Genomic DNA, 12,376 nt, shown 5'->3' with positions numbered 1-12,376 from the left:
TTGGGGCTCTGCCCCTCGCTGCGCTCACCCCGTGGTATTTGGGAAAGGGTGAAGGGGCGTTGACGGCGCTTACGATCGTGGATAGCGGAGGCGCATGGCGCGCGCACCTCTTTTACAGCTTTCCGAGATTTCGCTGACCTTCGGCGGCGATCCGGTTTTCGACGACATGTCCCTGACGGTTCATGCTGGCGATCGTCTGGCTTTGGTGGGTCGGAATGGCTCGGGCAAGTCGACCTTGATGAAGGTCATGGCCGGGTTGGTTGAGCCGGACAGCGGCACGCGAGTCGTGGCTCCGGGCAATTCGGTTGGCTATATGGCGCAGGAGCCCGAGATGCGGGGCTGTGCGACGCTTGGGGATTATGCGTTGCGCGATATGGATCCGTCGGATTTGTGGCGTGTGGAAGCGGTGGCCGAGAAGTTGAAGTTCGATCCCGACACGAAAGTCGAGGCGGCTTCGGGCGGCGAGCGGCGGCGGGCGGCTTTGGCGAAGTTGATCGCGGAAGCGCCGGACCTGATGTGTCTGGACGAGCCGACGAACCATCTCGATATCGAGGCGATTTCCTGGTTGGAGAGCCATTTGGCGTCGACCAAGTCCGCCTTCATTGTCATTTCGCACGACCGGGCGTTTTTGCGCGCGTTGACGCGGGCGACCTTGTGGATCGATCGCGGCGAGGTGCGTCGGCAGGAGCAGGGGTTCGATGCCTTTGAAGCCTGGCGTGACAAGACCTGGGAAGAAGAAGACATTGCGCGCCACAAGCTGAACCGCAAGATCAAGGCGGAAGCGCGATGGGCGGTTGAGGGGATTTCAGCGCGCAGGAAGCGTAATCAGGGACGCGTGCGCGCATTGCAGGAATTGCGCGAGGAGCGGGCGTCTCAGATCCGGCGGCAGGGCACGGCGGCGATGGAGATTGAGGCCGGGGCGAAGTCGGGAAAGCGGGTCATCGAGGCGAAGGGCGTGTCGCTGGAGTTGGGCGGTAAGACCATCGTGAAAGACTTCTCGCTGCGGGTGGCGCGGGGGGATCGGGTAGCATTTGTGGGACCGAACGGGGTCGGCAAGACCTCGTTGATCAATGTGCTGACCGGGCAGGCCCAGCCGGATGTGGGGACCGTGACCCTGGGAACGAATATCGAGATGGCGGTGTTCGATCAGCGCCGCGAGGCCTTGGACCCGGATGCGACGCTTTGGGAGAGTCTTATCGGTGATCGCGAGATGCGGGTTTCGGGGCGCGCCGATCAGGTGATGGTGCGCGGCACGCCGAAGCATGTGGTGGGATATCTGAAGGAATTCCTGTTCGATGAGGCGCAGGCGCGGGCACCCGTGCGGTCTTTGTCGGGTGGCGAGAAGGCGCGGTTGTTGCTGGCGCGGATCATGGCGAAGCCGTCAAATGTTCTGGTTCTGGACGAGCCGACAAATGATCTGGATATCGAGACGCTGGATTTGCTTCAGGAAATTCTGGGCGACTATGACGGCACGGTTTTGCTGGTCAGCCACGACCGGGATTTTCTGGATCGGGTCGCGACGACGACTGTCGCGATGGAAGGCAACGGGCGTGTCGTCGTGCATGCGGGGGGCTGGTCAGATTATGCGCCCAAGCGGGAACTGGCCGAGGTGTCGGTGACGGCGGGGCCTGTAAAGGCGGGCAAGACGGGCGCGCGCTCGAAGGGGTCGTCGGGGGGGTTGAGCTTCACCGAGCGGCACCGTCTGGACGAACTGCCGGGTGTCATCGAACGGCTTCAGGCAGAGATTGCCAAGCTGGAAGGGCTTTTGTCGGACGCGGATTTGTTCACGCGCGAGCCTGCGAAATTCGCCAAGGCCAGCGATGCCCTGGTCGAGCGGCATGAGAAGTTATCGCAAGCCGAGGACGAATGGCTGATGCTGGAAGAAAAGGCGGGCGGGTAGGCCTGCCGGGGTGCTCAGGTCAGCGCATAGGCTCCGAGACACATTCCGAGGGCGACGGTGAAGAGAAAGATGTACTGGGTCATCGGGTACTCCGGATACTTATCAAACAAACAATTCCTTTAAAATGCGTGTCGAAAGTGGCCAAAGCAAGGAAGCGGGGATCAGTTTGTGGGAACGGAGCGTTTCCGATATGGAAACTTGGCGGCTCAAATCATGGGGTATTATTATACCTAATTTGTAAGCAACTGTTTTTGATTGATTTATTAGAATATATCGGTGTTGACTGTGGGTGGAAAACCTTTAGATACCGCTCATCCAATTCAACCCCCGAAGGGTAGACACGATGAAGACATTCACAGCAACACCGGCTGATATCGAGAAAAGCTGGATCCTGATCGACGCCGAGGGCGTTGTTCTGGGCCGTCTTGCCTCGATTATCGCCATGCGCCTGCGTGGTAAACACAAGGCGACGTTCACACCGCACATGGATATGGGCGACAACGTGATCGTGATCAATGCCGACAAGATTCAGCTGACGGGCAACAAGCGCGACAAGCCGAACTATTGGCACACTGGTTTTCCGGGCGGCATCAAGTCCCGCACCACCGGTCAAATCCTCGAAGGCGCGCATCCTGAGCGTGTTGTCATGCAGGCCGTCAAGCGGATGCTGCCCGGCAACAAGCTGAGCCGCAGCGTCATGACCAACCTTCGCGTTTATGCAGGTGCCGAGCATCCGCATGAAGCACAGTCACCTGAAGTTCTGGATGTGAAGTCCATGAACAGCAAGAACACCCGGAGCTAAGTCCATGGCAGAAGATATCAAAACGCTGGACGACCTGAAGGACGTCGTGGCTGAAGGCGCTGCAGAGGCTCCCAAGGCTGTCACCGAAACGCAGATCACATACGAGCCAGTTCGCGACGAACTTGGCCGGTCCTATGCAACAGGCAAGCGCAAGGACGCGGTCGCACGCGTCTGGATCAAGCCGGGTTCGGGCAAGGTCGTGGTCAATGGACGTGAAATGGCCGTGTATTTCGCACGCCCCGTTTTGCAGATGATCCTGCGCCAGCCGTTCACGATTGCTGGCGTCGAGGGCCAGTTCGACGTGATGGCGACGGTCAAGGGCGGTGGTCTTTCCGGTCAGGCCGGTGCGGTGAAGCACGGGATTTCGAAGGCACTTCAGCTTTATGATCCATCGCTTCGCGGGGCCTTGAAAGCTGCTGGCTTCCTGACACGCGACAGCCGTGTGGTTGAGCGTAAGAAGTACGGTAAAGCGAAAGCGCGTAAGAGCTTCCAGTTCTCGAAGCGCTAAGTTTTTCGACACGAAAGTTTGGAAAGGGCCGCTCCGGTTGGGGCGGCCTTTTTCGTTGCGGGCCTCGCGTGTCACGAAAGGTCTACACAACCGTCACACCGATTTAATACTGCCAAATTAGCGTCTCCTTCATGTGATGCGCGCCCCTGACTGCCGGGGCGATGCATTGGGTTCAACATCAGGGATACGAACATGGTTGATAAGACATTAAGCGATTTGTCCTGGGACGATTTCGATGAGGCGCGTGATCCGCGTTCGCCGGCGAATGATTTTGACGCCGTTGTGGATGCTGCGATCTCTCGGCGCGGGTTTTTGGGGGGCGTTCTGGCGTTCGGCTCGGGGGCGACGGTTTTTGGTTCGGGACTTTTTGGCTCGGCGGGGACGGCTTCGGCTGCCGCACACGCGTTTCCATTCACGCCGATCGGGATTGCCACGGATTTCGAGGTGCATGTGCCAGAGGGATATTCATGGAAGCCACTGGTGCGCTGGGGGGATCCGTTGTTTTCCGAAGCCAAAGGCGCGTACTCGGCGGAAAACGGTGTCTCGGTTGAAATGTCGGACAAGGTGTTCGGAGAGAATACCGACGGCATGGAGTTGTTCAACATCGACGGGCGCGAGATTCTGGCGATCAACTCGGAATATGTGAACCCGAAGATAAACCTGCCAGCGGCGTCGGACGGTGTGCCGCAATCAGCGGACGAGGTCACCTTGCTGAAGAACCTTCAGGGTGTGACGGTGCTGGAAGTGGCGGATCAGGGCAATGGGTACGAGGTTGTCGTCGACAGCCCGTATAACCGGCGGATCACCCATGAAACGCAGATGACGATGGACGGTCCGGCGGGCATGTCGCCCCTGGGCACGATGAACAACTGCGGGTCGGGGACCACGCTTTGGGGCACGTATCTGACCTGCGAGGAAAATTTCAACGGCTATTTCGGGGCCACGGGTGCGACCGAAGCATCGCTTGAGGCAGGATATACGCGGTATGGGATCGGCGGCGAGGGGCGGTATGCCTATGAGAAGTTCGATCCGCGGTATGACATTTCTGCCGAACCGAACGAGCCGCATCGTCATGGTTGGGTGACCGAGATTGACCCGTCCGACCCGACGTCTGCGCCGGTGAAGCACACCGCTTTGGGGCGATTCAAACATGAAAACGCCGAGATGGTTCAGGCCGCGGACGGTCGGATCGTGGTCTATATGGGCGACGACGAGCGCGGCGAGTTCATCTACAAGTACGTTTCGGATGCAAGCTGGTCAGAGGGGCAACGGACCAATGGGTTGCTCTCGAACGGCACGCTGTATGTCGCCAAGTTCTATGAGAACATGACCGGCGAGTGGTTGGCTTTGACGCCGCAAACCACGGGTATGTCGATCGAGGACATCCTGATCTTCTCGCGGATGGCGGGTAGCCGGGTCTGGGCGACGACGATGGACCGGCCAGAGTGGATTGCCTGCAATCCTCTGAAGGCCGAGGGCTATTGCGCGCTGACCAACAACCGCAACCGAGGGGTGAAGCCCAATGCGGGCGGCGATGATACCTCTGTAAACGGGCCGAACCCGCGCGAGACGAACCATTATGGTCAGATTGTTCGCTGGACGCCTGCCGGCGGCGATCATGGCGCGACGGATTTCCAGTGGGATCTTTATGTCATGGCTGGCAACCCCGAGGTCTACACCAACGAATACGGTGGTTCGGCAAACATCAACGCAGGCAACATGTTCAATTCGCCCGACGGGATGGCGTTCGACAGCAAGGGCATGCTTTGGATCCAGACCGACGGTGATGACGACAATGCCGAATACTTTGCCGGTATGGGCAACAACCAGATGCTTGTCGGCAATGCCGAAACGGGCGAGATCGTCCGGTTCATGACGGCGCCGAATGGTTCGGAAGTGACAGGTCTGACATGGTCGTCAGATCGCAAAGTGGCCTTTGTCGGTGTGCAGCATCCGGGCGGAAGCTGGCCGGACGGCGCGGGCAAGCCGCGTTCGGCTGTGATTTCGGTCTGGAGGGATGACGGTCAGACTGTCGGGTGAGAAGCTTGTGAGTAGGGGGTTATTGGGGCGTGATCGGGTCACCGGTTGCGCCCCCTGTTTCGTGCTCGGTCGGGCAAAGGGAGGGCGCGGCGGAGACAACGCCATAAAATCGCCACATTTATACCTCATAAGCGCCTTCTAGTTTGTTGTGTAGACGAGGAATGCGACTTGGATATCTCATTTTTCCGCCAGAAATTGTCTGGCTCCTTCAAGAAAAACAACGGTTCGAACGCGATTTTCGGGGATTCCGGAGCGTCGCGGGTTTTTGATCCGGCTGATTTGGAAATGCTGAAGGAGCGGCAGCCTCGTGACAAGAAGAGCACCACCAAGAGCGAGTTCGTGAATTTGTTTCGCTCACAGTTGCATCAGGTTCACAGACAGAACTGAGAGCCTGATCTCTAGGAATCCGGTGGGATAAGGCCAAGCCCGCGCAGATAGATGCCGATGCCGCTTTCGAGGAGGTCTTCGGGCGGGAAGGGCGATTTGGTGCCGGGCGAGCCGCGGGCGAACAGTTCGACGACGCCGTGGCTCATGGCCCATATGTGGGCCGATACCATCTGTTTTGGCGGGCGTTTGTCTTCGGGGATGTGTTCGGCGAGTTTGTCGGCCGCTTTTTCGAGGACCGCGAATGCGCGGCGCGCGACATGGGCCAGTTCCGGCGTGCGGTTGATGGAAATGCCGCTTTCGAACATCGAAACGTAGTGGCCCGGATGACGACGGGCGAAGGCGAGATAGGCGCGACCCGTCGCCTCGAACGAGGCGAGGTCCGAGGGCTGGCCGGTGTCGTAGGCGTATTCCATGAGATCGGCGAAAATTTCGTAGCCCTGCTGGGCGCATTCGGCGATGAGGTCTTCGCGCCCTTCGAAGTGGCGGTAGACGGCGGCGGGGGTGACGCCGGCCTGTTTGGCGGCTTCGGACAGGGTGAAGCCGGTCGGGCCTTTTTCCTCGATCAGTTCGAGGGCGGCATCGACAAGGGCCTGGCGCAGATTGCCGTGGTGGTAGCCGCGTTTAGGCATCCCAGACGTCCGGTCCGCCGCAGATTTTAGCATCCGGCGCGGCGATCAGGCCTTTGCCGGTATAGTCGAGGTCGTGCAGGACGGCGCGGATGGCGGCGAGGCGGGCGCGCTTCTTGTCGTCCGAGCGCACGATGGTCCAGGGGGCGTGGTCGGTGTGCGAGCGGTCGAAGGTTTCCTGTATGGCGTTCGTGTAGGCATCCCAGCGTTTCAGTCCTTCGACGTCGATCCAGCTGAGTTTCCACTGTTTCAGAGGGTCTTTTTCGCGCTTGAGGAAGCGGCGGAGTTGTTCGGCGCGACCGACGTTGAGCCAGAGTTTGCGTAAGGTGATACCCTCGTCGACCAGCATTTTCTCGAAGTCGGTGACCTGGGCGAAGAATTTTTCGCGCTGCGCGGGGGTGCAGAATTCAAAGACATGCTCGACGACGGCGCGGTTATACCATGAGCGGTCAAAAAGCACGATTTCGCCTGCAGTGGGCAGGTGGTCGATGTAGCGTTGGAAATACCACTCGCCGGCTTCGCGGTCAGACGGTTTGGAGAGCGCCACGGTTCGCGCGACACGGGGATTGAGGTTTTCGCGGAAGCGTTTGATCGTGCCGCCTTTTCCGGCGGCGTCGCGGCCTTCGAAAACGACGACGACGCGTTTGCCGGTTGCCTTGACGTCGTTCTGGAAGCGGACGAGTTCAAGCTGCAGGGCTTCGATTTCAGCCTCGTAGGCGTCCTTGTCCATGGCTTTTTCGTAAGGGTAGCTTTCCGAGAGCACGTCTTTCTTGCCACCGTTTTCGATGGCCTTCTGGATGGCACCCGGGGCTTGGCTTTCAAAGAACGCGCTGATCGCGCCGTCGAAGGGAAGTGACATGTTATCCGCCTTTACTTTGATCTGAACGTAAGCAGGCGAAGCGCTTAGCGCAATCCGGCACGTGCGGCGGCGCGATCTATTGCGGCGGTGACGCCATCAGGCACCACGTAGTGCGGCATGTGGCCGAGGCCGGGAAGGGGCGTGAAATGGACGTTGTCCATCCTTGCGGCAAGGGGTTCGGCGTGAATCGAGGCGAAGACGGTGGTGTCGTTGGTGCCGTGCACGATCTCAATGGGTGTGGTGATGGTGTCGTAGCGCTTGGATTGTTCGACGATATAGGGCCGCAGGGTGTTCACCTGCTGATTGTTCGCGCGCAGCGAGGCGGTGCGGATGGCCAGTGGGATGCCGGCGGTTTCGTAATAGGTTTCGGGTGCGGATTGGGGAGTGAATGTGCCATTGGCGGCGGATCGGACGTAGTCTTTTGTGATGAAAGCCGTTGCGACGGGCGCGATAATGGCGCTGCCGACGGAGGAGCCGAGCAGTCTGTAGGTGACATTCACTTCCCCCGGCCAGGGCAGAGTCACGCCGGAGATGATGACGGTCGCCGCATGGGGGTGGTCGAGCGCCCAGGCCATGGCCACCGCGCCGCCGAAGGAGTGGCCCGCGACGATGGGGTTTGTGGCGCCGAGTTGCTTAACCGCAGCGGCAAGCAGCGCGGCCTGGTCGGCGGGGCTTTCGGCCTGCGTGTTGAAAGCGCCTTTCAGAGCGGGTTCGCGGTCGGTCCAGCCGTGGCCGGGGCGGTCGGGGATGAAGAGGCGATATCGGTCTTCGAGGCAGTCCGCGAGGGCAAGGGCCATGTCGCGGGCGTTGGAACCGGCCCCGTGGATTAGCACGAGGTCGGGGCCGGCGCCGCGCACGATAACGTGGACCATGCGGCCATCGACCTTGACCATCTGGCCGGTCGGCGGGTAACGGGCCTCGATCTCGGCCTCGCGCAGGTCGGCGCGCCGGTCGGTGCAAATGGCGAAAGCGATAATGATCGCCGACGCTATGAGAAAGCCGGTCAGCACGGGGCGTGGCATTGGCGGGTCTGTGCGGCATGCTTCATAGGTGCTAACCTAGAAGTTACGTCGCCTTCGACCAGTGGCGTCATTTGCGCAAGTCCGTGATTGATCGCCCGATCTGTTCCATATCGTAGGGCGTGGTCAGGTACATTTCGCTGATCCAGTTGCCATAGAGCAGGTGCGCGTGGCTGCGCCAGCGGTTTTGCGGCTGTTTTGCGGGATCGTCGCCGGGGTAGTAGTTCATCGGGACATTGATCGGCGTTCCGGCCTCGACGTCGCGGTCATATTCCTCTTTGAGGGTGCCGCTGTCATACTCGAAATGGTTGAAGATATAGAGCGCGCGGTGGTCGGGATCTTCGACCAGGCAAGGGCCGGCCTCGGTCGAGCCGAGGAGGGTCTTGAGCCCCGGTGCGGCGTCGATTTCGGCTTGTTTCATCTCGGTCCAGCGGCTGACGGGGATCACGAATTCGTCGGAAAACCCTCTGAGATATGGGCTTTGCGGGGCGAGGTTCATGTGCCGAAAGCAGCCGAAGGCCTTGGCGTCGAGAATGTGTTTGTTCACGCCGTGGAAGTGATTGATCATCGCCATGCCGCCCCAGCAGACGCCGAAGGTCATGTGGACGTTGGTTTGTGTCCAGTCCATGACTTCTTTCAGTTCGTCCCAATAGGTGACGTCCTCGAAGGGCATGTGTTCGATGGGTGCGCCGGTGATGATGAGGCCGTCGAACTTCTGGTCCTTCACCTCCTGAAAGGGCAGATAGAATTCTTCCATGTGTTCGGCGGCGGTGTTTCTGGTCTGGTGTTCGGACATGCGGATCAATTGCAGTTCGATCTGCAGCGGTGTCGCGCCGATCAGGCGGGCGAACTGGTTTTCGGTCTGAATTTTTTTCGGCATCAGGTTCAACAGACCGATTTTCATCGGGCGGATGTCCTGCTTTTCGGCCGCATCGGCTGGCATGACCATCACACCCTCGCGTGTCAGCACGTCATAGGCGGGGAGGTTGGATGGCAGTTTGATCGGCATTTTTTCGGTCGTTTCTGTGGTCTGTGGACGTTGGGCAGATAGTCGTTTGGGTTTTTGAGAACAAGGGGGCTCTGCCCCCGGCCTTGCGGCCTCCCCCGTGGTATTTGAGAAAGGGTGAAGGGGTCAGGGGAGTGCCTTTGCGACGAGGTCGGTGAAGTCGGTTTCGGTTTTGACGCGGGCGATGTCGTCAGCCTTGAGGGTGATGCCCCAGTTTTCGGCCATGGCGCGGTAGCGCGGTTGGCGGTGGGCGAGTGCGCGTGCGTAGGTCCAGCGCACGAAGGCGTCGGGGTCGACCTTGTCTTCGGGAAGGTCGGTTTCTAAGAGGTAGCTGGCCCATGCGTCTGTGAGGAAGCCAGCGTTGTAACACATGGGTTTCGGGGCGCGGTCGAAGCGGCGGACGAGTTCGCTTGTGTGGGCGTCGGAGCCTTCGATCCAGATCATCAGCACGTTTTCGGCGAGGGACGACAGGACCGGGTCGGTTTTATCGGATGGGTCGACGATTTCGCAGATCGAACCGGAGGTATCGCAGACGAAGTTGTCATAGCCGTACAAGGACTGGGCGCGGTCGATGAAATGCGCGGTGTCGAGCATGGCGGCGGCTTCGGCGGCGCGGTGGAGCTCCTGGCGGTGCAGGTATTCGCCAAAGGGCAGGCCGCCTTTGGCGGGGTCACCCGGCTTGCCGAGGTAGGTCGACAGCGGGGCGAGGTTGTCGAAGGTGATGTTCGACGCGATATAGACGCTGTCAGAGCGCAGGAGTTCGGCCAGGAGCGGGACTTTCATCGCTTCGCGTTTGAAGTTGTCGGCGATGTGTTCGCCCATGTAGCGGGTGCCGATGCGGTAGTCGACCGAGTAGTGGAACCAGCCGCCGCCTTCGCGCAGGAGATTGGAGACATAGGTTTTGCCCAAGCCCGACATGCCGAAAAGCATGATCCTCTTTTCGGGGGCATCTCGCCAGTCGGTGGCGCTTTTGTAGAGCATTGTCGGCCTCGTTTCAGGTCTTTGAAACCGTCGATAGGCGCGGGGCGGTGTGCGGTCAATCAGCGCATGAGGCTTTTTGCGAACGCGTGGCCTGCGCGCCCGTCAAGGATGATGAGGCCGAGGGCGAGAAGGGCGAAGCCGGCGTAGGCGGACGGGCCGAGCGCTTCACCCCGGATTGTGGCTCCGAGGGCGATGGCGACGGGTGCCACAAGGAGCGTGACGAGGAGGAGGTTGCCGGCCCCGGCGCGTGCGAGAATGCGGTAGTAGAGAAGGTAGGCCAGCGCCGTGGACAGGAGCGAGACATAGGCGATGGCGGCCCAGGTGCGCGGTTCGAGGTCGAGCGGGATGGCGCCGTCGATTGCGTATGTCAGCGGGAGCATGATGAGGGTCGAGCCTGTGAGCATTCCGGCCGAGGAGACGAGCGGGCTGACTCCGTTTAAAGTTGCGCGCGCCCAGCTGCCGGCGCAACCGTAGCTGACGGTTGCGGCGATAATGGCGAGTTGCGCTATGGAGCGTGGATCGAAGGTGAGGACGGAGGTCAGGCCGATGGCCGTGGCGACCCCGAAAAAGCCGATGGTGACGCCTGCGATGCGTCGGGGTGTGTGCCGCTCGTCTTTGAACACGAGAGCGGCGATCAGCACACCCCAGATGGCTGTTGCGGCATTCAGGATACCTGTGAGGCCGGTTTCGACGGTGAGTTGGCCAAAGCTGAGCAGGGAGAAGGGAATGACATTGTTGAGGAGGCCCATGACGAGGAGCGCGGCCAGGTTTTTGGGTCGCGGGGCAAGTTTGGACGGCGAATGGCGATGACGATCCAGAGCGCCGCGGCACCCCAGAAGACGCGGTGAACGACGGTTTGAAAGACGGTGATTTCGTCCAGCATGATGCGCATACCAAGGAAGGAAGCGCCCCAGATGGTGCCGAGGGTGATGAGCAGGCCCCAGGTGGAGGCGGACATGGTGGTGGTGTTCATGCGGCTGGTTTAGGAGGGTCGTGCGGCACTGGCGACCCGAAAGTTGCGACAAAAGAAAAGCCCCGCGCTTGGGCGGGGCTTTTCAAACCGTGAGTGGTTCATTGGTTTTTTTAGAAGGACCAGCCAACGCGGACGCCCGCCGCAATTGCCGAGTTGTCTTGGAAATCTGCGCCTGAGAAAGACATAGCGTCGCCGATATCCACGTAACGCAGACCGCCCGTGATCTTCATATTGTCTTTTGTGTAGACTGCGCCGAGCGAGACCGACGTGAAGCCGTCGGTAGGACCGAGGTTTCCTGTGGCGCTGCCTGTCGTTTCTTCGTGGCTGAGCGAGCCAAGGATCGACCATGTCTCGTTTAGGCGACGGCCAACGCCAAGCGTGTAGGTGATCCGGTCGTCTGTGAAAAACACGATTGGCGGGAAGCCAGGAAAACGCGTGTTGTAAAGACTTGGATCGATTTCGGTTTCAGACCATTCAGCCCATCTAACTGAACCAAAAACCAGTGTGTCTTCTGCCACGCCGCTTTGGAATTCGAGGTTAAGCGCCTGTGGCAGGTTGACCGGTTCCGAGTTCGTCTGTGTTGCGTCGAGGTTGGAGGCTTCGGTCAAGCTGAGATCGTGGCTTGTCTCGGAATGATAGGTCAGGGCGACACGCAATGCGATTTCCGGACGCTCATAAGCGGCACCGACAAGATATCCGAGTTCATAATCTGTGTCGCTGTTGATCGTGTAGTTGAGCGTTGCAGGCAGAAGGACGGCTTCGGCCTGCAGGGATTGTGCGCGCAAACCGCCATAGACACTGGCTCCGTTGCCCATATTGTACTGCAGGACGCCCGAGAGTGCATTGCTTCTCACTCTTGCGGTCGATCCCGCGAAGGGGTTTCCCGTGCCGGTTGGGTATGCCGTGTCGGCTCCGTATGGCTGATCGAAAATGATCGCATAGGAAAGAGTGTCATTCAGGTCGGCTTTGTAGGCGAGGCCAAGGTTTGAGAAGCTTGCAAGCATGTCGCCGGAATCAGCGCCGAGCGTTCCGCTGACGTCGGGCGAGACATAGCCAAAGCTCAACTCGAAAGTGCGACCTTCCTCGAAAAGGATCGCCATCGATTGTGGTGTGCGCTCAAGTCCGCCTGCATTGACGGCTGTTGCGCCCACTCCAAGTGCGGCTGCCGCCATAATTGTTCTTCTCATGACCCAGAATCCCCCCGGTCGTTTTTTCATCTGACGCGCCGTTTAGAAACTGCCTGCTTTTTGGTCAATTAGGACGCCACGTCACATT

At 59.8% G+C, this 12,376-nt stretch carries 11 protein-coding genes; 4 read left to right on the top strand and 7 right to left on the bottom strand.

Going from position 1 to position 12,376, the window contains the following annotated elements:
* The first annotated feature begins 94 nt into the window (after positions 1-94).
* The 4 genes from BOA8489_RS01960 (at position 95) to BOA8489_RS01945 (ending at position 5,250) form a co-directional block, all read left to right on the top strand.
* Positions 95-1,900, top strand: a complete 1,806-nt coding sequence (locus BOA8489_RS01960) for an ABC-F family ATP-binding cassette domain-containing protein (RefSeq protein WP_093972281.1) — start codon at positions 95-97, stop codon at positions 1,898-1,900.
* A gap of 343 nt (positions 1,901-2,243) precedes the next feature.
* A complete protein-coding gene (gene rplM / locus BOA8489_RS01955; RefSeq protein ID WP_093972280.1) occupies positions 2,244-2,702 on the top strand; it encodes a 50S ribosomal protein L13 in 459 nt (152 codons plus the stop codon).
* Positions 2,703-2,706: 4 nt separating this feature from the next.
* Entirely contained in the window at positions 2,707-3,210 is a 504-nt protein-coding gene (rpsI, locus tag BOA8489_RS01950) for a 30S ribosomal protein S9 (RefSeq protein WP_093972279.1), read from the top strand.
* 192 nt (positions 3,211-3,402) lie between these two features.
* Positions 3,403-5,250, top strand: a complete 1,848-nt coding sequence (locus tag BOA8489_RS01945) for a PhoX family protein (RefSeq protein ID WP_093972278.1) — start codon at positions 3,403-3,405, stop codon at positions 5,248-5,250.
* Between the two features lie 398 nt (positions 5,251-5,648).
* Here the strand turns inward: BOA8489_RS01945 and BOA8489_RS01935 are convergent, their stop codons facing one another.
* The 7 genes from BOA8489_RS01935 to BOA8489_RS01905 all read right to left on the bottom strand — a co-directional run bounded on the left by BOA8489_RS01935 (position 5,649) and on the right by BOA8489_RS01905 (position 12,288).
* On the bottom strand, positions 5,649-6,266 hold the full coding sequence (locus BOA8489_RS01935; RefSeq protein ID WP_093972276.1) for a TetR/AcrR family transcriptional regulator: 618 nt from the start codon (positions 6,264-6,266) through the stop codon (positions 5,649-5,651).
* Entirely contained in the window at positions 6,259-7,122 is an 864-nt protein-coding gene (gene ppk2 / locus BOA8489_RS01930; protein ID WP_093972275.1) for a polyphosphate kinase 2, read from the bottom strand. The genes BOA8489_RS01935 and ppk2 overlap by 8 nt, the downstream gene beginning before the upstream one ends.
* 44 nt (positions 7,123-7,166) lie before the next feature.
* Positions 7,167-8,132: an alpha/beta fold hydrolase gene (locus BOA8489_RS01925; RefSeq protein WP_176440175.1), complete on the bottom strand. Its 966-nt coding sequence runs from the start codon at positions 8,130-8,132 to the stop codon at positions 7,167-7,169.
* A gap of 79 nt (positions 8,133-8,211) precedes the next feature.
* Complete coding sequence (gene metA, locus BOA8489_RS01920; RefSeq protein WP_093972273.1) at positions 8,212-9,150, bottom strand: homoserine O-acetyltransferase MetA; 939 nt, start codon at positions 9,148-9,150, stop codon at positions 8,212-8,214.
* Between the two features lie 123 nt (positions 9,151-9,273).
* A complete protein-coding gene (locus tag BOA8489_RS01915; RefSeq protein ID WP_093972272.1) occupies positions 9,274-10,128 on the bottom strand; it encodes a DEAD/DEAH box helicase family protein in 855 nt (284 codons plus the stop codon).
* A 59-nt stretch (positions 10,129-10,187) separates the two neighbouring features.
* Complete coding sequence (locus BOA8489_RS01910; protein WP_306345740.1) at positions 10,188-11,153, bottom strand: DMT family transporter; 966 nt, start codon at positions 11,151-11,153, stop codon at positions 10,188-10,190.
* Between the two features lie 58 nt (positions 11,154-11,211).
* Positions 11,212-12,288 (bottom strand): OmpP1/FadL family transporter, encoded by a 1,077-nt coding sequence (locus BOA8489_RS01905; RefSeq protein WP_093972271.1) that lies wholly within the window; start codon positions 12,286-12,288, stop codon positions 11,212-11,214.
* Positions 12,289-12,376: the final 88 nt, after the last annotated feature.

It is taken from the genome of Boseongicola aestuarii, from assembly GCF_900184815.1.
GTDB lineage: Bacteria > Pseudomonadota > Alphaproteobacteria > Rhodobacterales > Rhodobacteraceae > Boseongicola > Boseongicola aestuarii.
Note: the sequence above shows the minus strand (reverse complement) of the source record. Positions and strands in the feature narration are given on the sequence as shown.